Origin of the sequence: Microbacterium imperiale (assembly GCF_017876655.1) — a bacterium.
GTDB classification, from domain to species: Bacteria; Actinomycetota; Actinomycetes; order Actinomycetales; family Microbacteriaceae; genus Microbacterium; species Microbacterium imperiale.
In genome coordinates this window covers 2305019-2328086 of record NZ_JAGIOK010000001.1, presented here as the reverse complement: position 1 = coordinate 2328086, position 23068 = coordinate 2305019, and the positions used below count along the sequence as shown (strand labels likewise).

Below are 23068 nucleotides of genomic sequence, written 5' to 3'. Positions count from 1 at the left end.
CCCACCCGGTCAGATGACCGCTTCGGACCAGTCGTCGGGGTTGCCGAAGCGGTGCGCCGTGATCGTGATCGACTGCTCGTGCACGAAGGGCAGCAGCTCGATGCGCCCGGCGGTCGTGACCTCGTCGGCGTAGACGGCGACATCCGGGTCTCCCTCGGTCGCCGCGGCCACGGCGGCCCGGATCTCGACGACCGATTCGGCGGAACCGACCAGCCGGATGCGGCCGGGCCGCTGCTCCGCGACGGCGATGCGCTGCAGCCACTCGCCGTCGGTCTCGACCGACACCGGGATCTCGACCTCGCCGAGGGCGCGCCGCACCTCGGCGGGAAGCCCGACGGGAGTGCTGAGCGTGACGTGCGAGCCCGCGCGGACGCCCGCGACGATGACGCGGAGCACCGCCTGCCAGGCGGCATCCGATCCCGCGCGCACCGCGACGTCGACCGGCCGGTACCGGAAGAGGTTGCGCTCGACGCCGAGGCCCGACACGTCCCGCACCTGCCCGAACTCGCGGTCCCAGGCCACGGCGTCCGACAGCGCGCCGCGTCGCAGCCACTCGAAGGCTTCGTAGTCGAGGGTGGGCTGCGCCGACTCGATGAGCGTCGTGATCCGCGAGTCGAGCCCGCGCAGGTGCAGAGTGCTCGAGGCCGCGCCGCTCGACGCGCGCCACGAGCCGAGGCCGATCAGATAGTTCGGGCCGCCGGCCTTGGTGCCCGCCCCCACCGACGAGCGCTTCCATCCTCCGAAGGGCTGCCGCTGGACGATGGCTCCGGTGATGCCGCGGTTGACGTAGAGGTTGCCCGCCTGCACCCGGTCGAGCCACGTCGCGAGGTCGTCGGCGTCCTGCGTGTGCAGACCCGCCGTGAGGCCGTACGCGACGGCGTTCTGCATCTCGATGGCCTCCTCGAGCGTGCGCGCGTGCATGACGCCGAGCACGGGACCGAAGAACTCCTCGAGGTGCATGCGCGACCCGGCGCTGACGCCGACCCGGACGCCGGGCGACCAGAAGCGCCCCGCCGTCTCGGGGCCGAAATCGAGCTCACGCGGCTCGACGAGCCAGCGCTCACCGTCCTCGAGCGTCGTCAGCGCCCACGCGAGCTTGCCCTGCGGCGGCTCGATGACCGGGCCGACCTCGCTGCGCGGGTCGGTCGGCGGGCCGACGCGCAGCGAACGCGTCGCGTCGACGAGCTGACGGGCGAAGCGCTTGGAGCGCCCGACCGAGCCCACGAGGATCGCGAGCGACGCCGCCGAGCACTTCTGGCCGGCGTGACCGAACGCGCTCTTGATGAGATCGGCGGCCGCGAGGTCGAGGTCGGCCGAGGGCGTGACGATGATCGCGTTCTTGCCGCTCGTCTCGGCCAGCAGCGGCAGCTCCGGACGCCACGACCGGAACAGCGCCGCGGTCTCCCACGAACCGGTGAGGATGACCCGGTCGACGTCGGTGTGCGTGATCAGCTGGCGGCCGAGCTCGCCTTCGTCGATGTCGACCAGCGCGAGCAGGTCACGCGGTACGCCGGCCTCCCACAGCGCCTCGGCGACGACCGCGGCGCAGCGGCGAGCCTGGGGTGCGGGCTTGAAGACCACGCCCGACCCGGCGGCGAGCGCCGCCAGCACACCGCCCGCGGGGATGGCGACGGGGAAGTTCCACGGCGGAGCGACGACGGTGACCGCCGCGGGCACGAAGACGGCGCCGCTCACACGGTCGAGCTCGCGCGCCGTCGCGGCGTAGTACGCGGCGAAGTCGATCGCCTCGCTCACCTCGACGTCGGCCTCGGCGAGAACCTTGCCCGTCTCGGACGCGGCGACCTCGATGAGCTCGGCCCGGTGCGCCTCGAGCGCGCGGGATGCGGCGAGCAGCACGACGCTGCGATCGGCCGCCGGCAACCGGCCCCACTCGGATGCCGCGGCGCGCACTCCCGCCACGATGCCGTCGAGCCGCTCGGCGTCGTCGACGCGCGCGGCGGCGAGGGTGTCGTCACCGACCGTGCTGCTCGCGACGCGGGCGAGGATGCCACGCGCCCACGCCCGGTTGGCCGCGAGCGCGGGATCGGAGTCGGGCGTGTTCGCGAAACCGGGGGCGCCGAGGGCGGGCGAGCGGCGCGACTCGCGCGGGGCGTACACGGCCGTCTCGACGAACCGTTCGCCGCCGAACAGGACATCGTCGTGAGCGCCGACGGCGCTCGTGTCGGCGGCGTCGGCGTCGGCCGCGTCGGCGATGCCCAGCACCGCCTGCGTCAGGTTCGCGGCGTCGTCGGTGGCGGGGTCGCGCGTGATCCGCTGCGTCGACAGGCCGCGCACCGGCAGCGTGCGGTCCTGCGTGCGGTTCGGACCGGACGGCAGCGCGGGATCCGCTGCGCGGGCGAGGGAGGCGACGAACCGGTCGCGCTCGCGCTCGAACAGGCTGGGGTCGGTCGCCAGATCGAACGCCGCCGACAGGAAGTTCTCGCTCGACGCGTTCTCTTCGAGGCGGCGCACGAGGTAGCTGATCGCGACGTCGAACTCGTCGGGTCGCACGACCGGCACGTACAGCAGGACGTGACCCACATCGCGCGTGACCGCGGCGACCTGACCCTGCGCCATGCCGAGGAGCATCTCGATCTCGATGTCGTCGCGCACGTCGCGCTCGCCCGCGAGCAGCCAGGCGTAGGCGATGTCGAAGAGGTTGTGCCCGGCAACGCCGAGGCGCACGGCTCGCGTCCGCTCCGCGTGCAGCGCGCGGTCGAGGCAGCGCAGGTACATCGCGTCGGCGTCGAGCTTGCTCGCGTGGGTGGCCAGCGGCCAGCCGTGGACCGCGGCATCCACCCGCTCCATCGCCAGGTTGGCGCCCTTGACGAGGCGGATCTTGATGCGCGCGCCGCCGGCATCCACACGGGTCTGCGCCCACGCGGTGAGCTCGTCGAGCGCGTCGACCGCGTCGGGCAGGTACGCCTGCAGCACGATGCCGGCCTCGAGGCCCCGCAGCCGCTCGTCCTCGAGCAGACGCGTGAACACCGCGATCGTCAGGTCGAGGTCGCGGTACTCCTCCATGTCGAGGTTGATGAAGGTGCCGTCCTCGGCAGCGCTGAGGTACAGCGGCAGCAGGCGCTCGACGACGTCGGCGACGACCTCGTCGAAGGCCCACATCGAGATGCGGCTGATGATGGCCGACACCTTCACCGAGACGTAGTCGACGTCGGGGCGCCGGATGAGCTCGTGGATGCCCTCGAGGCGCCGCTTCGCCTCCCCCTCGCCGAGCACGGCTTCGCCCAGCAGGTTGAGGTTCAGGCGCGCACCCGACTCTCGGATGCGCGCGATGGCGGGCCCGAGCTTGTGCGGGCGGGCGTCGACGACGAGGTGCCCGACCATCTCGCGCAGCGCCGTGCGGGCGATCGGCACGACGGGCGTCGGCAGCACCGGGGCGACCGCTCCCCCGACGCGCACCGCGCCGCGGAGGTACCACGGCAGGAACTCCGGCACGAGGGGCGCGACGTGGTGCAGACGGGTCGCCGCCGCCGTCACACTCTCGGGCCGCATGACCCCGTCGACGAAGCCGATCGTGAAGGGCAGCCCGTTCGGGTCGCGCAGCACGCCGGCGAGGCGCTGCGCCGCGGCATCCGCCGGATAGTCGGCCGCCGTGTGCACCCACTGCTGCGCCAGGGCGATCGCCTGGTCGGCGCGGTCGTCGTCGGAGGGGAAGCCCGGCGGGGTGGTGCCGGACGCAGCGGTGTCGGACATGCCGTCAGCCTATATCGCGGGCCCCGCTGCGAGGTCGCGGCGCTCCGGTGCGCGCCGCCGTGACATCGCGGGGCGCGGGCGTCACTCCCAGACGCTCGGCGCGGCCGCGCGGGTCGAGGGCAGAGCCGTCGCCGTCGCCCACTCGGTCATCCACGGCTCGAGCTCGGGGAGGTCATCGGGACGCCCCAGGGCCTCGAACAGCTCGTCGAGCGGAACGATGCCGCCGGACCGGCGCAGGAACCGAGACCGCACGAGCATCTCGGCGTAGACCTCGCCGTCGACGACCGCGCGGTGCACCATGTACACCGACTTGTCGTCATGCCCGTGCAGCCGCGTCTCGATGGTGAAGCGCTGCCACAGGTTGAGCGACTTGCGGAAGGTGATCGTGCTGCTGGCGACGACGCCGTACCAGCCCTTCTGCTGGAAGATCTGCAGGATGCCGGTGCGGATCAGCAGGTCGAACCGGCCGAGGTCGAACAGCGACGCATACCGCCCGTTGTTCATGTGCCCGAGCAGGTCGATGTCCGTGGGCAGCGTCCGCAGCCGCACACGCCCGATCGTCATCGGAGGGCGCAGGCCGCGCCGGCGTACGTGCGCTCGGGCTCGCCAGATCGTCAGGAGGGTTCGCAGCCACACGTTCACGAGGGCCGACGCTAGCGGATCCCCCGCGCCCCGGGCGGCATCCGTTGTGCCGACCACACAAAACGCGCGTACGTCGGACGCTCCCGAGGGAGCGATCCGACGTACGCGGGTTCGTGCGAGAGGGATGCCGCGCAGGCGGGTGCGGGGTCAGGCCCGCTTCGTGTCGAGCACGATGACCGACCACGACAGCGCGGGCAGGGTCGCCCGCAGCACGCCCTCGTCGAGGCCGACGCCGCGCAGGGGCTCGAGACCGACGCAGTCCTGGTCGTGCTCGGTGTTGGCCGACCGGCGGTCGCCACCCTCGGGCACCGTCAGCACCTCGGCCGAGACGACGTTCGAGGCCCCCAGCCCCCGCAGCTCGAGCGAGACCTCGGTCTCGGACTCGAGCGACCGGTTGGCCACGAACAGCGCGACGCGACCGGTGGACTCGTCCCACGTCGCGGCGGCGTCGACGACATCCACATCGCCGAACTTGGCGGTCGGCGTCTGGTCGGACTCGATCGCGAGCCGCAGGACGCGGCCCTGCGCCAGCTGCGACATCCGGGCGAACGGCCAGAAGATCGACTGGCGCCATGCCGGCCCGCCCTCCTCGGATCGGATCGGGGCGATGACGTTGACCAGCTGCGCCTGGTTGGCGATGCGCACGCGGTCGCCGTGGCGCAGCAGGCTGTGAAGGAAGGTTCCGACGACGACGGCATCCGTGACGTTGTAGGTGTCTTCGATCAGACGCGGGTGCGCGCGCCACTCCTTCGACGCCGACACGATGTGCGGCTGGTCCTCGGTGTCGAGACCCCGCTGGTACCAGACGTTCCACTCGTCGAACGAGATGTCGACCTGCTTGCGGTGCTTGCCCGCGGCCTTGACCGCGTCGATCGTCGAGACGACGCCGTCGATGAACGCATCCATGTCGACGGCCTCGGCCAGGAAGGATGCCGCATCTCCGCCGTCCTCCTGGTAGTAGGCGTGCATCGAGATGTAGTCGACCTCCTCATACGCGTGGGTGAGCACGGTGTGCTCCCACGTCCCGAAGGTCGGCATCTGCCGGTTCGACGACCCGACCGCGACGAGCTCGATGTCGGGGTCGACCAGGCGCATGGCCTTGGCCGTCTCCTGCGCGAGCCGGCCGTACTCGTGGGCCGTCTTGTGACCGATCTGCCACGGCCCGTCGAGCTCGTTGCCCAGGCACCACAGCCGGATGTCGAAGGGCGCGGCGGCCCCGTTGCGGCGACGCAGGTCCGACCAGTACGTGCCGCCTGCGTGGTTGGCGTACTCGACGAGGGCGCGTGCCTCGTCGACGCCGCGCGTGCCGAGGTTGACCGCTTCCATGACCTCGACCTGCGCCTCGCGGGCCCAGTCGACGAACTCGTGGAGTCCGAACGCGTTCGTCTCCACCGTGTGCCAGGCGCCGTCGAGGCGGTGCGGTCGGTCCTCGACCGGTCCGACGCCGTCCTCCCAGTTGTAGCCCGAGACGAAGTTGCCGCCGGGGTAGCGGATGACGGTCGCGCCGAGCTCCTTCACCAGCGCCAGCACATCGCGGCGGAACCCGCGTTCGTCGGCCTGCGGATGACCGGGTTCGAAGATGCCGGTGTAGACGCAGCGGCCCATGTGCTCGACGAACGAGCCGAAGAGGCGGCGCGGCACGTCGGCCACGGTGAAATCGCGATCGAGGACGATACGGGCGCGGGGCATGATGCTCCTGTTCTTTCGGGGTGCGGGGACGAGGAGGCCGGTCACTGACCGCCGAAGCCGGTCGTCGCGACGCCGCGGACGATCTGCTTCTGGAAGATCAGGAACACGATGATCAGCGGCAGCGACGCCAGCACGGCCTGGGCCATGACCTGGGCGTACTGCACGCCGTAGGCGCTGATGACGGTCTGGAGGCCGACCGGAAGCGTCATGAGGGTCGTGTCGTTGATGATGAGGAACGGCCAGAGGAAGTTGTTCCAGGCGGTGATGAAGACGAAGATCGCGACGGCGCCGAGGATCGGACGCGACAGCGGCAGCACGATCGACCAGAACACCCGGAAGCGTCCGGCTCCGTCGACGCGTGCGGCATCCTCGAGCTCGATCGGCACCTGGTCGAAGAACTTCTTCAGGATGAACACCATCGCCGGCGCGACCACCTGCGGCAGGATCAGGCCCCACGGGGTGTCGACGAGGTTGAAGGCGAGCATCTCGTAGAACAGGGGAATGATCAGCACCTGCGGCGGGATGACGATCGAGGCGATGACCGCGCCGTAGAGCAGCTTCTTGCCGCGGAAGTCCAGCCGCGAGAACGCGTACGCGGCGACGGCCGAGATCGCGAGGGTGATCAGGGTGATGGCAGCCGAGGTCCACAGGCTGTTGCCCGCCCAGATCCAGACGTTGCCCTGCGACAGGATCGAGGTGAAGGCCTCGGTCGTCGGGCCGCTCTCGCCGACCCAGCCGCCGGCACCCGAGGCGGCATCCGTCTCGGTCTTGAACGCGGTCGCGACGGCCCACAGGAACGGGAGCAGCCAGCCGACGGCCATCAGCGCGAGAGCGATGAAGGCGGCGATGTTCAGCGGGCCGAAGCGGCGCTGCCCGGGCTTACGGGCGCGCGAGTCGGACGGGACCCCCGGTGCGACGACGGAGCGGGTGGCGGTGGCGGTGGCGCTCATGAGTGCTCCTTCCGGCGGCGGGTGACGAGGGCTTGGATGACGCCGATGACGACGATCACCGCGAAGAAGACGTACGAGATGGCGGCGGAGTAGCCGAAGCGGTATCCGACGAAGCCGGACTCGTAGATGTACTGGACGATCGAGCGGGTCGTCTCGCTCGCGATGCCGCCGAGCATCTGGTACGCCTGGTCGAACAGCTTCAGCGAGGCGAGGACCTGCAGGATCACGATGAGCACCGTGATCGGTCCGAGCTGCGGGATCGTGATCGAGAAGAGCTTGCGCCACTCCCCCGCCCCGTCGATGGATGCCGCCTCGTACTGCCTCTCGGGGATGTTCTGCAGGGCCGCGAGGTACAGCAGGAAGTTGAAGCCCACCGTCCACCAGACCGTCGCGATGACGATCGCGAGCATGTTGGTGTCCGGGTTCTGCAGCCACGCGATCGGTTCGAGGCCGAACGCTTCGAGGATGCCGTTGGCGGCACCGATCTGCGGGTTGAAGATCCACACCCAGATCTGCGAGATGACGGTGGAGGCCAGCAGGTAGGGCATGAAGAACGACAGGCGCCACAGCCACTGTCCGGGCAGTCCCCGCTGCACGAGCAGCGCCATGATGAGCGCGAGCAGGACGAGCGGGATGGTCGAGAGCACTGTGAACCAGGCCGTGTTGCCGAGCGAGCGCCACATCACGGGGTCGCCCAGCGCCTCGATGTAGTTCGTGATGCCGACGAAGGAGCCGCCGGCGCCGGTCAGCGACTGATCCGTGAAGCTCAGGTAGAGCCCGTGCAGCAGGGGCCACACGAGGAAGAGCGCGAAGGCCACGAGGAACGGGGCGAGGAACAGCCACGCGATGCGCTGCTCGCCGCGGTCGCCGACGTGCCGACGCGAGGCGCCGCCGCGACGGCCGGTGACGATCGTGCGCGTCGCGGCGCTGTCGGCGATGCCGGCGCGGCCGGATCCGGTGTCGAGGGTCATGCTCCCGCTCCTTCCGGGTCGGCCGGGTTCGGGGTGCGCAGCTGCTGGTCGATGCGCGCCCGGAAGCGGGTGATCGCCTCGGCGGGGTCGGCGCCGCGCAGCAGCACGTTCTGCACGGCGGCGCCGAAGTCGGCCTGGAACCGCGAGCCCGAGCCGGTGAACCAGGCGGGCGGGTCGTACCGGACGAGTTCGGCCGCCTCGGCATAGTTGGCCTGCGGCAGCAGGTCGGCGTAGGCCGACGACTGCGTGACCGGCAGGTAGGCGGGGATGTGCCCGGCGCCGGCCCAGTCGAACGAGCCCTTCAGGATGTCGGCGACGAAGCGGTACACGAGGTCGCGCGTGGCCTCGTCGGGGGCGCTCTGGTGGGGCAGGGTGAACGAGTGCGAGTCGGCGTACACCGACGGCGTGCCGAACAGCGTCGGGATGATGGTCGCGTCGATCGGGAGGTTCTGCTGCTGCATCGAGCGCAGCTCCCACACGCCCGTGAGGAACAGCCCGCTGCGGCCGGTGGCGAACTCGGCGATCGCGCTCTGGTAGTCGGCGCTGCGCGAGGCGATCTCGTCGTCGAGCAGCTGCTGCATGAAGCCGAGCGACGCGAGCGCGGCGTCTTCGTCGATCTCGGCCGGACCGCCCTGCGGCAGCCCCATCTCGAGGCCGTGCTGCGTGTAGAGCGTGTAGAACAGGCGCCACATCTGCGCGCCGTCGCCGAGGTAGCCGTACGACAGGCCGTGAGATTCCGAGGCACCCGCGACGGCCCGCGCCATCTCGAGGAACTCCTCGGGCGAGGTCACCGGCCGCAGCTTGCCGTCGCTGTCGAGCACGCCGGCCGCGTCGCAGATGTCGGTGTTGTACATGAGGATGAAGGGGTGCGCGTCGAGCGCGACGCTGTACAGGTCGTCGCCGATGAAGCCCTTGCGCCAGATCGCCTCGGTGAAGGTGCTGCTGTCGACGCCGAGCTCGGCGAGCCGCGCGGTGTCCCACGTGTCGAGCAGGCCTCCCGGGGCGTACCCGACCACGCGCGAGGCGTGCATGATCGAGACGTCGGGGGCTCGTCCGCCCGCCGCGGCCATCGCGAGCTTCGTGTAGTAGGGCTCGCCCCAGGCGAGCACGGTCGGGCGGACGCGATAGTCGGACTGCGCGGCGTTCACGCCGTCGATCAGTCCGGACATCGTGACGCCGTCGGCGCCCGACAAGAGGTGCCAGAACTGAAGCGTCCGGGCACTGGTGCCGCCGGGCAGTCCGGCGCACGAGGCCAGGAACGCGGTACCGGCGAGAGCTGCGGCACCTGTCAGGAACCGGCGTCTGCTGAGTTCGAGTGGTGGGGCCATCGGTCACTCCTTCGTGACGTACAGGGACTCCTCTACTTTTACATCGATGTAATGGCTGCCGCAAGGGGGGTCGCGGCACGCGGCGGACTCACGGGACGGCGGCACCACCCGGAGCGGAAGCGGTGCTCGTGCGGGCGACGACGCGGTGCGGGATCGCCACGGCGCGGATCGGCGCCGAGGGCGCCGTCATCCGCTCCTCCAGCAGAGCGATCGTGGCGCGGGCGAACTCCGCGCGGTCGAACGAGACGGTCGACAGCTCGGGGGTGGTGTAGCGCGCCTGCTCGATGTCGTCGAAACCGCACACCAGCACGTCTTCGGGCACGCGGAGGCCGGCAGCGGCGAGCGCGTGCAGCGCGCCGATCGCGATCGAATCGGTGAAGCAGAGCAGCGCGTCGAACTCCACGCCCCGTTCGAGCAGCGTCCGTACCCCGGTCGCACCGGCTTCCGCATTCCAGGGCAGCACGTTGACCTCGCGCCGCGGATCGTGCGCGAGACCGGCGGCCGCGATCGCTTCGCGCATCCCGGCCAGTCGCAGCCGGCTCGTCGCGGTCGCACGATCCGCTCGCTCGTCGCCGCCGATCGCGGCGATGCGACGCGCCCCGCGCTCGATGAGGTGCGCCACGGCGTCACGCGCGCCGCCCGGGCTGTCGATGAGCACGCGGTCGGTGACGTGCTGCTCGACCTCGCCGATGAGCACGATCGGCGGAAGCCGTTCGTCGCGATCGATGACGCTGTCCTCGATGCGGATCGGATTCAGCACCAGGCCGTCGACGAGGTGAGCCCGGGCGCGAGAGACGAGGTCGCGCTCACGTTCGGGGGCCAGTGCGGTTTCTTCGACCTGCACGGCGTAGCCGCGCTGGTGCGCCGCGTTCACGAGGTGGTGCAGCATCTCGGCCGAGAATGACGTCGCGAGGTCGGGCAGGGCGATCGCGATGACCCCCGAGCGCCCGTTGCGCAACCCGCGAGCGCTGAGATTGGGAACGAAGTCGAGCTCGCGCATGGCGGCCTCGACCCGTTCCTGCGTCTCGGGCCGAACGACCGCGCTGCCGGTCAGGACGTTCGAGACCGTCTTCGCCGAGACCCCCGCCAGCGCGGCGACATCCTTCATGGTGGCTCGGCCGGGTCTGTCCTTCGGCATGTGCTCATGCTAGGCCCCGTGCGCGACCTCCCCGGGCGTCGGCGTCGGCGGCCTGCGCGTGCACGGGCGCCTCGAAGAACGCGAGCTCGTGCGCCATCGAGCGCGCGAAGGCCACGCCCATGCGCTCCCGCTCGGTCGGCGACGCCTCGGCGGCGGCGCGTTCGACCAGCTCGATCGCGCGCCGCGTCGAGGCCGCGAACGCGGGATCGGCGTACGTGGCGAGCCAGTCGCGGTACGGGTGCGCGTCGTGGTTCGCTTCCGCGAACCGGTCGCCGAGATCGGCGTAGAGCCAGAAGCAGGGCAGCAGCGCCGCGGCGAGCTCGCCGTACGAACCGCGCACCGACGCGGCGTGCAGGTGATCGGTGTACGCGAGGGTCGTGGCTGCGGCATCCGGCTCGCTCTCACCGGCGTGCGAGCGGTGCAACTCGGCCTCGACGGCGATGGCGGATGCCGCGGCCTCGGCCCAGAACACCTGTTCCTCCGGTCGCGGCGCGAGGGCACTGGCGCGAGCGAGCACCCGCGCGTACTCGCCGAGGTACAGCGCGTCCTGCCCCAGGTACCACGCGAACACCCGCCGATCGAGGTCGCCCGTGCGCAGACCGTCGACGAGCGCGCACGCGTCGACGGCTGCCCGCACCGGCGCGGCATCCGTCCATGCCGTCTCGGTCCACCCGGCGGGGCGCGGGGCGGCGGGCGGGCCTGCCAGCCGGGGCCGCAGCTCGTGCAGATGGTCGATGGGTCCGTTGCCGCGCCCGACCTCGAGCGCCGCGCCGGCGGCGATGGCTCCGGCGAGCCAGACCTTCGCGCGGGCGAGGGCATCGGCCCAGTCCCACCCGTCGGCGCGGAGCGTCGCCATCGCCGACGACAGCGAGCATCCGGTGCCGTGCGTGTTCGTCGAGGCCACGCGCGCACCGTCGAGCTGCGCGACGACTCCGCTCGCCGTGACGATGGCGTCGGGGCAGGCATCGCCGGCGAGATGCCCGCCCTTCACGAGCACGGCCGCGCCGGATGCCGCCGCGAGACGTCGCGCCTGATCGACAGCGGTATCCCACGACGTCGCGACGGGTTCGTCGACGAGCACCGCCAGCTCCGGCAGGTTCGGGGTCACGAGATCGGCCCGGCGGCACAGCGCCCGCACGGCATCCTCGGCGGCGGCGTCCAGCAGCCGGTCGCCGCTCGTGGCGACCATGACCGGGTCGAGCACCACGACGTCGCCCGAGCGCTGCGCCAGCCAGGCGTCGACGACCGCGATGAGCGGCTCGGAGTGCAGCATCCCGATCTTGATCGCGTCGATCTGCACGTCGTCGCCGACGGCGTCGAGCTGGTCGCGCAGGAACGCGGCGGGGGGAACGTTCACGGAGCGCACGCCGAGCGTGTTCTGCGCGACGAGCGCGGTCACGACGGCCATGCCGTAGCCCCCGAACGCCGCGATCGTCTTCAGATCGGCCTGGATGCCGGCCCCGCCCGTGGGGTCGGTGCCGGCGATGCTGAGCACGCGGACGCCTCCTTCGCCGCCGTTCATCGCCCGGCCTTCGCATCGGCGTCGCGAGCGAACGAGCGCGCAGCTGCCCCGGGATCGTCGGCCGCGCAGATCGCCGACACGACAGCGACGCCGGCGGCACCGGCGCGACGCAACGGCGCCACGTCGTCGGGGCGCACGCCGCCGATCGCGACGCACGGCAGCGGTGCGACGCGGGCGAGCTCCGCGAATCCGTCGATGCCCAGGGCGGGCGGGTGGTTCGCCTTCGTCGCCGTCGGCCGGATCACCCCGACCCCGAGGTAGTCGAGGGTTCCCGCGGGCAGCTCGCCCGCGGCACGCAGGTGGGCCGGCGTGTGCGCGGTCCAGCCGATGACCGCGTCGGCGCCCAGCAGGCGCCGAGCGGTGACCGGCGGGATGTCGGCCTGGCCGAGGTGCACGCCGTCGACCACCGCCCCCGCGTCGCGAGCAGCGAGCGCGACGTCGACGCGGTCGTCGATCAGCAACGGCACCCGTCCCGCGATGACGCTCGAAAGCAGGCATGCGCGGCGGATGAGCTCGGCGGCGTCGACGCGCTTGTCCCTCAGCTGGACGACCGTGACCCCGCCCGCGACGGCCGCGTCGACGACCGACGGCAGGGCGTCGATCGGCAGGCGGTCGTCGGTGACGAGGTGCAGCGCGAGGTCGACCCCGCGGGTCACCGCGCGTCTCCCGCCGCAGCGGCTGCCGCGGGCACGGCGGCCCCGCGCTCGGACTCGATCAAGCGCGTCGCATCGAGCCCGTCGGGCCGCAGACCGGCGAGCGCGTCGAGAAAGGCCGCCGCGAAGGATCCCGGGCCGGACGAGACGGATGCCGCGACCTCCGCGGCCCGCTTGTGCACGAGCGACCCGGCGACGGCGGCCGAGAGGGGCTCGGCCACGCCGAGGAACGCGGCGATCGTCGCTCCCAGCGAGCACCCGCCGCCGGTGACGCGCGTGAGCAGCGGGTCACCGCCCGGCACGCGGACGGTGCGGACGCCGTCGGTGATCAGGTCGACGGCCCCCGACACGGCGACGACGGCGCCCGACCGCAGCGCCAGCTCGGCGGCGGCCTCGTGGACCGAGTCGGGGTCGTCGGTGCTGTCGACACCGCGGCCGCCGGCGCCGCGTCCCGCGACCGCGGCGATCTCGGAGGCGTTGCCCCGGATGACCGCGGGACCGGCAGCGACGAGCTCGGCCGCGAGCGCCGTGCGCACGGGCAGCACCCCGACGGCGACGGGGTCGAGCACCCAGCGCCGCGTCGCGCCGACGATCTCGCGCGCGCTCGCCTGCTGCTGGGGGTTCGGCGTGCCGAGGTTCACGAGCACCCCGTCGGCGACGCCGGCGAACAGGCCGGCTTCGCCCTCGATGTCGACCATCGCGGGACTCGCTCCGAGAGCGAGCAGCACGTTCGCGGTGAAGCCGGTGACGACGGCGTTGGTCACGCAGTGGGTGAGCGGAGCGGCATCCCGGAGCGCTGCCAGCGCATCCTCGGGGCCGCGGACGGTGGGCACGACATCGCGCATTTCGACATCCCTTCGCCAGCATTGCACTGGAGCAGGTTCGACGGGTCTGATCTCAGCTCGCGGATGCGGGCACCCCGTGTCGGGGAACGACCATAGCAGGCGTCACGCGGCGTCGAGAGCGGATTTCACGTCACCGTCGGCCGAGCGTAGAGTCTGGCCATGGAAGCCGAACTGCAGACCGACATCGTCGTCCGTCCGGTGCGGGATGTCGACGCCGAAGCCCTCGGGCGCGTGCACGCCACCTGCTGGCACGAGACCTACGACCACCTCATCAGCACGGCGGCGCTGCAGAGCGTCTCGCCGCGACGGCTGGCCGAGCTGTGGACGCACTGGGCTGCGCAGGGCGAGGACTTCCGCATGCACGCGGCTCTCGTACGGGGCGAGATCGTCGGCTTCGTCGGCTCGGGACCGGCGCGTGACCGCGACGCACCGCGCATGCGCGAGCTGTACTTCATCTACCTGCTCGACGCCTGGCACGGCACCGGCATCGGTCAGCGGCTCTTCGACGCCGCGATCGAGAAGGACGAAGGCGTGTACCTCTGGGTCGCCGAAGACAACCCGCGCGCGCACCGCTTCTACGAGCGCAACGGCTTCACGCTCGACGGTGCGACGCACACCGAACCGTTCCTCGGCGAGACGCTGACGGAAGTCCGCTTCGTCCGCTGAGTCCCGGCTTCCTGCGGGCGAATGGCCGACCTTGAGGAGTTGCCGTCGGCTTGCCAGCCCCAGCCCCGCCGCGCCACCGAACCGGCCGGGCGGCCAGACCGGCGGCGGGTGTCAGCGGACAGCCCGCGCCCTAACTCCTCAAGCCCGGGCCAATCCGACGGCAACAGCGGCATGGAGCAGCGCCTGCACGCCGATCTTGAGGAGTTGCGACGGTGTCCTCCCCCGACTGAGGGGGAGGTGACCTGTCCACAATCGTCGGCCGGTCCGTGTCGGATGTCGGTGGTCCGCGCGATCATGGACATATGGCAACGACGCGCGGCAGTGACGGAGTGGGACGGAGTCCCCATGCCGGTGCGCTCGGGGCGTTTGCTGAGGCGTTGGATGCTGCTCACGCCGGGGATGTCGCCCTGATTCGCGCCCTCGCTGAGGTCGGACGGTCGGCGTTGCGGGTCGCGCACGTCGGCGGTGTGCGGGGGATGGCGTCTGACATGGAGCTACGGTCGGTCGCTGCGGAGGCGGCGGGTTTGGCGGGGCGGTCGGATCGGCGGTTGCAGCACGACATCGACCACGCGATGACGATCGTCGACGACTACCCGGCCGTGTTCGCGGCGTGGGAGACCCGGCGGATCACGCGGGATCACGTGGAGGTGATCGTCAAAGCCGGGACGGTGGTGCCGGCTGAGGTTCGGGGCGCGTTCGCGGACGCTGCGATCGAGATCTGCGAGCAGGACATCGCGGTGCGGGTGAAGGAGCCGCTGAGAGCGTTGGCGGAGCGGATGCATCCGCGGGAGTTCACTGAGCGACACCGGGACGCCGCCGCCGGGCGGTGCGTTCGGGTGCTTCCCGGGGCGGACGGGATGTCGGATCTGATCGCGACCTTGCCCACCGTGATCGCCGCGGGGATGTTGGACCGGCTGACGCAGATGGGCCAGTCCGTGAAGGGCGCCCGGGGTGCCGGAATGGGGGTACCGGGCGAGGGGATGGATGCCGCGGGCGCGGGTGCAGCCGGGGCGGCGTTCGGCGACGGGCCCGATGCCGCGGGCACCGCGTTCGGCGAGGCCGCGGCGACTACGACCGCCCAGCCTGAGGAGCCGGATACGCGCACGATGGATCAGCTCCGCGCCGACGCTCTCGCCGACCTCGTCCTCGCGGGTGCGCCGGCGGTCGACCCCACCTACGGCATCGACGCTCCGGGGCCACTGGGCGCCATCCGAGCACGCGTGCAGGTCGTGGTCACCGCAGACACGCTCACCGGAACCGACCACGGTCCCGCCGAAGCTGTCGGAACGGGGCTGGTCGACGCTGACACGGCCCGCGAACTCGCCGGGCAAACGACCTCGTGGGACCGGCTCTTCATCGACCCCATCACCCGCACCCCGGTCGAGATCGATACCTACCGGCCCACCGCCTCGATGCGACGCCTCCTGCAAGCCCGCGACCAGCACTGCCGGTTCCCCGGGTGCCGTCGGGCCGCGATCCGCTGCGAGATCGACCACACCATCGACCACGCCCTCGGCGGCCACACCCACATCTACAACCTCGCCCACCTCTGCCAGCGACACCACTCGATGAAGCAATTCACCGACTGGAACGTGAGGCAACTCGGCGACGGAGTCCTCGAATGGACCTCCCCCGGCGGGCGAATCTACCGCGAAGACGTGCCGATCCCCGCCGTCTGCTTCACACCCGCGGCGGATCCGCCACCGGAAGCGAGCGTCCGCACCCGGCTCAGCGAACCGCCACCCTTCTGACCCGCCCCCTCGTATGACTCGCCGCTCTGCGGGCCGCCGCCCGAACGCGCCCTCGCGGAGTGAATCATCGGATCATCGGATCACCGGATCACCGGATCACCGGATCACCGGATCACCGGATCACCGGATCACCGGATCACCGGATCACCGGATCACCGGATCATCGGACCGGTGCACCGATGGAGCACGGTTCAGCGCACCGTCACCGTGCCGAAGAGCCGGGCGATCGGCGCGAGCACCGCCGGACGGGCCGCGAAGACGGCCACCGCGGTGACGGTGATCGACGCGACGAAGAGCCAGAACCCGGTGGGATCGTCAGCGTAGGCGCCGGGATCGACCGAGCCCCGCGCCGCGAACATGTGGTTGAGGTTGCGCAGCGCCCCCGTCGCGAGCACGAGCGTGACATGGGCGGTGATGAAGGCCACGAAGAACACCATCACCCGCACGTGGATGCGCCGAGCCACGTCGATCGAGATCAGGCGGTTGATCCGGCGCTCACCCCGAGGCCACGCGGTGCTCAATCGCGCGCCGCTGAGGACCGCGAGCGGTGACGCGACGAACACGACCGAGAAGTAGGCGAGCTGCTGCAGGCTGTTGTAGGCGACCCAGCCGTTCTCGGTGGGCCAGTCGAGCGAGACGTACTGCAGCGCCGCCGACGCGGCGTTGGGCAGCACCTCCGCGCTGGTCGGGACGATGCGCGTCCACTGCCCGGTCGCGAACAGCAGGATCACGAACACGAGACCGTTGACCACCCACAGCACGTCGAGCGCCTGGTGGAACCAGATCGTGAGGCTCGTCTTGCGCTTCCGCGCGCCGCGGGGCGACCAGAACGCCGACGGCCGCTTCTCTCGACGCACCTGCAAGCCGGTCCGGACGATCAGCACCATGAGGAAGGCGTTGAAGAAATGCTGCCAGGCCAGCCACGCCGGCACCCCGACGGGCGCAGACGCCGGCAGCTCGTACACGCCGGGATACCGGGTGACGAAGTCGCGCACCGCCTCGACGCTCAGCATCCACCGGGCGGCGATCACGGCGGTCGCCGCCCCCACGACGAGCACGATCGCACCGACGGCGATCACGCCCACCCACTGCCTCACGGTGAAGCGCGCGGCAGCCGGCCCGTGACGCCGCTCGGCCACCGGGTCCTTCGCTCCTCGCATTGCGACGGGTCAGCGGTGGCGGAACTCCGGCGCACGCTTCTCGGCGAACGCCGACATCCCCTCCTTCTGGTCGTCGAGGGCGAACAGCGAGGCGAAGATCGTTCGCTCCAGACGCAGCCCCTCGGCGGCGGTCGTCTCCTGCGATGCGCGCAGCGCCTGCTTGGCCGCGTACGCGACGGGCAGCGAACGCGACGCGATCCGATCGGCGACGGCCCCCGCCTCGGCGAGCAGGTCGGCCGCGGGAACGACCCGCGACACCAGCCCCGCCCGCTCGGCCTCATCCGCGGCCATCCGACGCCCGGTCAGCACGAGCTCCGCCGCCTTGTAGTAACCGATCGCGCGTGCGAGCCGCTGCGTCCCGCCGATGCCGGGGATCACGCCCAGGTCGATCTCGGGCTGTCCGAACACGGCCGTGTCGGCGGCGAGGATGATGTCGCACATCATGGCGAGCTCGCATCCGCCACCCAGCGCGTAACCGGCGACCGCGGCGACGACGGGCGTGCGCACCCGCGCGAAGTCCTCGAGCGGGGCGAACGGGTTGTCGACCGACATGTCACGGGCGCTCTTGCCCGCCATCTCCTTGATGTCGGCGCCGGCGGCGAACGCCCGCTCCGATCCGGTGACCACGATCGCGCCGACCTCCTCATCGCGATCGAAGGCGACCGCCGCCGCGGCCAGCTCCGCCGCGAGCGTCGAGTTGAGGGCGTTGAGCGCCTCCGGGCGGTTCAGGGTGATCCAGCCGACGCGGCCGCGCGTCTCGGTGACGATCGTCGTGTACTCGCTCATGCCCTCATCGTGCCACGCGCCCCTCCGGCCGTCCCCGATCGGTTGCCGTGCATTCACGTGCCGGACACGTCCGCGCGATAAGCACGACCCGCACCCGTTCACCCGACCAGAGGACACCTATGCCTTCGCCTGCCCGGAACCGCACGGTTCCCCGCACGCTCGCGGCCGTCGCCACGGCCGCACTGACCTGCACCCTCGCACTCACACCGCTGACGGCGGCATCCGCAGCCGTCGTTCCCGACCCCATCCGCGACTCCGCGCCCGGCGCGACCCTGGCACTGACGCCGATCGGATCGCACGAGACCGGCGTCTTCGACGAGTCCGCCGCCGAGATCGTGCAGTCGTACCGCGACCGCCTCTACGTCGTCAACGCACTGGCCGGCTCCGTCAGCGTGCTCGACAACAGCGACCCGACGGCTCCCGTCGAGCTGTTCACCATCGCGGATGCCGGCACGGCGAACTCCCTCGCCATCCGCGACGACGGTCTCGGCGTCGTCGCGTTCGAGGCCGAGGACAAGACCGCGAACGGGTCGCTGGTCTTCTTCGACGCGAACGCCGACGACGCGGCATCCGCCCGCCTCGGCTCGGTCACGGTCGGCGCCCTGCCCGACATGGTCACGATCTCGAAGGACGGCGCCTACGCGGTCGTCGCCAACGAGGGCGAGCCCGCCGAAGACTTCTCGACCGACCCCGAGGGCTCGATCGGCGTCGTCGCGCTGCCGAAGACGGTCACCGCACCGGCGCAGAACGCCGTCCGCATCGCCGGCTTCGGCGCGTTCGAAGCGACGGCCCTCCCCGCCGGTGTGCGCGTCTTCGGCCCCGACGTCGCCGCGCCCAACCAGGGCGACAAGCCGCTCACCGCCAACCGCGTGAGCCGCAACCTCGAGCCCGAGTACATCACCGTCGACGGCACGACCGCCTATGCGGCCCTGCAGGAGGCGAACGCGATCGCTGTCGTCGACCTCGCCAAGGCCGAGGTCACCAAGGTCCTCCCGCTCGGGTTCAAGGACCACGGCGCGGCGGGCAACGGGCTCGACGCGAGCGACAGGGACGGCGCGATCAACATCGCCACCTACGCCGGTCTGAAGGGCATCTACATGCCCGACGGCATCCAGTCGTACTCGGCCATGGTGGGCGGCAAGGCCACCACGTACCTCGTCACCGCGAACGAGGGCGACGCCCGTGAGTGGGGCGACTACGCCGAGGCCGCCCGCGTGAAGGACCTCGGCAAGAAGGACCTCCCGGCCGTCTGTGCCGACTCCCCCCTTGCCGCCCAGCTGGGCGATGCAGCCCTCGGACGCCTGAACGTCTCGACCGCCAACGGCCTGCGCGCCGACGGCACCTGCTACGAGGAGCTCTACTCGTTCGGCAGCCGCTCGTTCTCGATCTGGGGCACCGACGGCTCGCTGGTGTTCGACTCCGGCGACCAGTTCGAGCAGATCCTCGCGCGCGTCGCGCCCGAGTACTTCAACTCGAACCACTCCGAGGCCAACTTCGACGGCCGCAGCGATGACAAGGGGCCCGAGCCCGAGAACCTGTCGATCGGCACGGTCGGCGGCCGCACCTACGCCTTCATCGGCTTCGAGCGCGTCGGCGGCGTCATCGTCTACGACATCACCGACCCGAAGGCGGCGACGTACGTGACGTACGTCAACAACCGCGACTTCGGCGCCACCGCCGACTCCCCCGCCGCGGGCGACCTCGGCCCCGAGGGCGTCCAGTTCATCGGGGCACACCGCTCCCCCACGGGCCAGCCGCTGCTCGCGGTCGGCAACGAGGTGTCCGGCACGACGACGCTCTACAGCATCGAGCAGCTCGTCGGCGGCGCTCCCGTCGCACAGCCCGACATCCGCGTGCTGACGATCAACGACTTCCACGGCCGCCTCGTGCAGGAGTCCGGCGGGGTCGCGGGTGCCGCGGTCCTCGCGGGTGCGGTTGACAAGTTCCGTCAGCAGAACCCGAACACCCTGCTCGTCTCGGCCGGCGACAACATCGGCGCCTCGGCGTTCGAGTCGTTCATCGACCAGGACACCCCCACGATCGACGCGCTGAAGACCGCCGGCCTCGACGTCAGCGCCGTCGGCAACCACGAGTTCGACCGCGGATTCGACGACCTGACCGAGCGTGTCATCCCTCGATTCGAGGAGAACGCGGATGCCGGTGCCTTCAGCGACTTCGCGCTGGGCGCGAACGTCTTCCGCAAGGGCACCGACGAGCACGCGCTCAAGCCGTACACGATCAAGGAGGTCGACGGCACGCAGGTCGCATTCGTCGGCACCGTGACCGAGCAGACCGCCGGTATGGTCAGCCCGCAGGGCATCGCGGGCATCGAGTTCCGCGACCAGGTCGCCTCGGCCAACGACGCTGCCGCCGACGCCGTCGCCGAGGGCGCGGACATCGTGGTGCTGCTCGCGCACGAAGGGTCCGCGGGCTCCGACTGCGCCGCGATCGCGACCGAGGCCGGCGACTTCGGCGACCTCGTCCGCGGCGCCTCGTCCGACATCGACGCGATCGTCTCGGCACACACGCACCAGAAGTACGCGTGCGAGATCGGCGGACGCCCGGTGCTGCAGGCCCACCAGTACGGCACGACGCTCGGCTCGCTCGACATCGAGCTGACCGACGCGGGCGAACTCGAGTCGATCACCCCCAGCACGGTGTCGCTCTACAACGCCACGCTGGGTCAGTACATCGCCTACCCCGACACCGACACGGCCCAGGTCGTCGCGGACGCGGTCCGCATCGCGGACGAGAAGGGCCGGGTGCAGGTCGGATCGATCACCGCCGACATCCTGCGCGGCAAGACCGCGACGGGCGCTGAGGATCGCGGAGTGCACTCGACGCTCGGCAACACCGTGGCCGACGTCTACCTGTGGGCCACGTCGCAGAACCCGGCCTACGGCGGGCGCGACGCCGAGGTGGCGTTCATGAACCCGGGCGGCCTGCGCGCCGACCTGCTGTTCGGCGACGACAACGGCGCCGTGTCGTACCGTGAGGTCGCCAACGTCCAGCCGTTCGCGAACACCCTGGTCACGCTCGAGCTCACCCCTGCACAGATCAAGCAGGTGCTCGAGGAGCAGTGGCAGCCGGCCACCGCCTCGCGCCCCAAGCTCGCGATGGGTGTCTCGAAGGGCTTCACGTTCGAGTACGACCCCGCGGCGACGAAGGGCTCGCACATCCGCTCGATGCAGCTGAACGGTGAGCAGCTCGCGCTCGACGACACCAGCACGAAGATCCGCGTCGTCACCAACTCGTTCCTCGCGGGCGGCGGCGACAACTTCGGCACCTTCGCGACGGGCACCGGCGCGGCGGACTCCGGCCAGGTCGACCTGCAGGCGACGGTGGAGTTCTTCGCCGCCGTCGGCCCGGTCTCACCGGCACCGGCGAACCGCGCCTACGTCGCCGGCGAGCAGCCGCCGGTCGAGCAGCCCGGTTTCCCCGGCCCCGGCGCCCCCGGTGACGGCGAGCCCACGGAGCCCGGCGAGCCCACCGAGCCCGGCGAGCCCGGCGAGCCCGGTGACGGCGAGCCGGCGCAGCCGTGGGCGACCGTCGAGCTCGGCGCGACGTCGGTGCCGCAGGGCGGAACGCTCGCGGTGACGGTGACGGGCCTCGAGCCCGGCCAGCGGATCGAGGCCACGCTGTTCAGCGAACCGATCGTCGTCAGCGGCATCCCCGCGGCCGACGCATCGGGCCGCACGGCGTTCTCGATCGCGATCCCGCGCGACTTCGAGGTCGGCGCACACCGCCTCGTCGTGACGTCGGGCTCGCTCACACCGATCGAGGTCGGCGTGACGATCACGGCCGCCGCGCCGGCGGGCACGATCGCCGTCACCGGCGGCGCGGTTCCGATCGGGTTCATCGTGGCGGGCGTCCTCGCCCTGGCCGCGGGCGGCGTCCTCATCGCCGCGCGTCGCCGACGCACCGCCTGACCCGCTGATCCGCACGACGAATCGACCCGCCGCACCCCGAGCACTCGGGGGGGCGGCGGGTCGATCCGCGTTCCGGCGCGTGCCGGAACGACGGCGTCGCGGTCCGCTCAGCCCGCGGCTTCCTCCGGGCGCTCGGCCGCCTCGACCTCGGCCTCATCAGCCACATATCCGTCGACGTGCCGCTCGTCCGGGCCGTCGTATGCCGACAGCGGGCGGATGAGCGCGTTCGCGGCGTACTGCTCCATGATGTGCGCGGTCCAGCCGATCACCCGCGCCGCGACGAACAGCGGCGTGAAGGTCACGGTGTCGAAGCCCATGAGGTTGTAGGCGGGGCCCGACGGGTAGTCGAGGTTCGGGTAGATGCCCTTGCGCTGCGTGAACGCGCGCTCGAGGGTGTCGTACAGCTCGGCGACATCCGGCCGCTCGTAGTGGGCCACGAGGGTGTCGAGCGCGGCCTTCATCGTCGGCACCCGCGAGTCGCCGCGCTTGTAGACGCGGTGACCGAAGCCCATGATCTTGCGCTTGTCGGCGAGCGCTCGGTCGAGCCAGGCCTCGACGCCGGCGGCATCGCCGATCTCGTCGAAGACGTGCATCACGGCCTCGTTGGCACCACCGTGCAGCGGACCCTTCAGCGCACCGATAGCCCCCACCACCGCGGAGTAGAGGTCGCTGAGCGTCGAGGCGATGACGCGGCCCGTGAAGGTCGAGGCGTTGAACGAATGCTCCGCGTACAGGATGAGCGACCGGTTGAACGCCTCCGCCACAACGGGATGCGGCTCGTCGCCGAACGTCATCCATAGGAAGTTCGCCGCGTCGTCGAGGTCGTCACGCGGTTCGATGAGCCCGAGCCCCCGTCGCCGGCGCTGCCCGTACGCGACGATGGCGGGAAGCACCGCGAACAGGCGCAGGCTGCGCTCGCGGTTGCGTTCGGGCGTTCCGACCGCGTCCAGCACGGATGCCGCGCCGGCGGTGTCGAGCGCACCGAGCACGCTCACCGCCGTGCGGACCTCGTCCATCGGGTGCGCGTCGAGCGGCATCCGGTCGATCGCCTCCCGCAGCTCCGGCGGCAGCGCCCGCTGCAGCCGGGCCCGTCGGCGCTGCTCGGCGAGCTGCTCGTCGGTCGGCAGCTCGCCGTGCCAGAGCAGGTGCGCCACGGCGTCGACCGGCTGCGTCGCGGCGAGCTCCTGCACCGGGTAGCCCCGGTAGAGCAGCGAGTTCGTCTCCGGGTTCACTTTCGAGATCGCCGTCACATCGGCGACGACCCCCACGAGTCCCTTCCGGACGTCCTGCTCGGTCATGTTCTGTTCCCTCTCCGTCGAGTAGCCAG

Annotated in this window: 16 protein-coding genes and 1 riboswitch; of the genes, 3 read left to right on the top strand and 13 right to left on the bottom strand. The window is 71.4% G+C overall.

Annotated features, from left to right (window positions below; genetic code table 11):
• Nucleotides 1-9: 9 nt before the first annotated feature.
• The 10 genes from JOF37_RS11365 to thiM form a co-directional block, all read right to left on the bottom strand.
• Nucleotides 10-3711: a bifunctional proline dehydrogenase/L-glutamate gamma-semialdehyde dehydrogenase gene (locus tag JOF37_RS11365; protein ID WP_210006918.1), complete on the bottom strand. Its 3702-nt coding sequence runs from the start codon at nucleotides 3709-3711 to the stop codon at nucleotides 10-12.
• An 81-nt stretch (nucleotides 3712-3792) separates the two neighbouring features.
• Complete coding sequence (locus JOF37_RS11360; RefSeq protein WP_210006917.1) at nucleotides 3793-4353, bottom strand: acyl-CoA thioesterase; 561 nt, start codon at nucleotides 4351-4353, stop codon at nucleotides 3793-3795.
• Nucleotides 4354-4500: 147 nt separating this feature from the next.
• The gene (gene arfA / locus JOF37_RS11355; RefSeq protein WP_210006916.1) at nucleotides 4501-6042 is read right to left on the bottom strand and encodes an arabinosylfuranosidase ArfA; all 1542 of its coding nucleotides are present in this window, start codon (nucleotides 6040-6042) and stop codon (nucleotides 4501-4503) included.
• A gap of 41 nt (nucleotides 6043-6083) precedes the next feature.
• Nucleotides 6084-6992, bottom strand: a complete 909-nt coding sequence (locus JOF37_RS11350; protein ID WP_210006915.1) for a carbohydrate ABC transporter permease — start codon at nucleotides 6990-6992, stop codon at nucleotides 6084-6086.
• Nucleotides 6989-7963: a carbohydrate ABC transporter permease gene (locus JOF37_RS11345; RefSeq protein ID WP_210006914.1), complete on the bottom strand. Its 975-nt coding sequence runs from the start codon at nucleotides 7961-7963 to the stop codon at nucleotides 6989-6991. Before JOF37_RS11345 ends, JOF37_RS11350 begins: the two co-directional genes overlap by 4 nt.
• A complete protein-coding gene (locus JOF37_RS11340; protein ID WP_210006913.1) occupies nucleotides 7960-9291 on the bottom strand; it encodes an extracellular solute-binding protein in 1332 nt (443 codons plus the stop codon). The genes JOF37_RS11345 and JOF37_RS11340 overlap by 4 nt, the downstream gene beginning before the upstream one ends.
• Nucleotides 9292-9379: 88 nt before the next feature.
• On the bottom strand, nucleotides 9380-10429 hold the full coding sequence (locus JOF37_RS11335; protein ID WP_210006912.1) for a LacI family DNA-binding transcriptional regulator: 1050 nt from the start codon (nucleotides 10427-10429) through the stop codon (nucleotides 9380-9382).
• A 4-nt stretch (nucleotides 10430-10433) separates the two neighbouring features.
• Complete coding sequence (locus JOF37_RS11330; RefSeq protein ID WP_271175061.1) at nucleotides 10434-11924, bottom strand: bifunctional hydroxymethylpyrimidine kinase/phosphomethylpyrimidine kinase; 1491 nt, start codon at nucleotides 11922-11924, stop codon at nucleotides 10434-10436.
• A gap of 23 nt (nucleotides 11925-11947) precedes the next feature.
• Nucleotides 11948-12607 carry a thiamine phosphate synthase gene (gene thiE / locus JOF37_RS11325; RefSeq protein WP_210006910.1) on the bottom strand — a complete coding sequence of 220 codons (660 nt, stop codon included), beginning with the start codon at nucleotides 12605-12607 and terminating at the stop codon, nucleotides 11948-11950.
• Entirely contained in the window at nucleotides 12604-13449 is an 846-nt protein-coding gene (gene thiM, locus JOF37_RS11320; RefSeq protein ID WP_210006909.1) for a hydroxyethylthiazole kinase, read from the bottom strand. Before thiM ends, thiE begins: the two co-directional genes overlap by 4 nt.
• A riboswitch (TPP riboswitch) is annotated at nucleotides 13440-13536 on the bottom strand. Its footprint overlaps the gene before it by 10 nt.
• A gap of 72 nt (nucleotides 13537-13608) precedes the next feature.
• Here thiM and JOF37_RS11315 point away from each other — a divergent pair.
• Both JOF37_RS11315 and JOF37_RS11310 read left to right on the top strand, forming a co-directional pair.
• Entirely contained in the window at nucleotides 13609-14115 is a 507-nt protein-coding gene (locus JOF37_RS11315) for a GNAT family N-acetyltransferase (RefSeq protein ID WP_210006908.1), read from the top strand.
• A gap of 302 nt (nucleotides 14116-14417) precedes the next feature.
• Nucleotides 14418-15866, top strand: coding sequence for an HNH endonuclease signature motif containing protein (locus JOF37_RS11310; RefSeq protein ID WP_372445458.1), 1449 nt, complete (start codon nucleotides 14418-14420; stop codon nucleotides 15864-15866).
• 191 nt (nucleotides 15867-16057) lie between these two features.
• Here JOF37_RS11310 and JOF37_RS11305 read toward each other — a convergent pair whose 3' ends face one another.
• Nucleotides 16058-17005: a cytochrome b/b6 domain-containing protein gene (locus JOF37_RS11305; RefSeq protein ID WP_271175060.1), complete on the bottom strand. Its 948-nt coding sequence runs from the start codon at nucleotides 17003-17005 to the stop codon at nucleotides 16058-16060.
• A gap of 30 nt (nucleotides 17006-17035) precedes the next feature.
• A complete protein-coding gene (locus JOF37_RS11300; RefSeq protein ID WP_210006906.1) occupies nucleotides 17036-17812 on the bottom strand; it encodes an enoyl-CoA hydratase-related protein in 777 nt (258 codons plus the stop codon).
• Nucleotides 17813-17931: 119 nt separating this feature from the next.
• Here JOF37_RS11300 and JOF37_RS11295 point away from each other — a divergent pair, with 119 nt between their 5' ends.
• Complete coding sequence (locus JOF37_RS11295; protein WP_210006905.1) at nucleotides 17932-21741, top strand: choice-of-anchor I family protein; 3810 nt, start codon at nucleotides 17932-17934, stop codon at nucleotides 21739-21741.
• A 107-nt stretch (nucleotides 21742-21848) separates the two neighbouring features.
• On the opposite strand, the gene JOF37_RS11290 is transcribed toward JOF37_RS11295, so the two are convergent.
• Entirely contained in the window at nucleotides 21849-23039 is a 1191-nt protein-coding gene (locus JOF37_RS11290) for a bifunctional 2-methylcitrate synthase/citrate synthase (protein WP_210006904.1), read from the bottom strand.
• Nucleotides 23040-23068 lie beyond the last annotated feature (29 nt).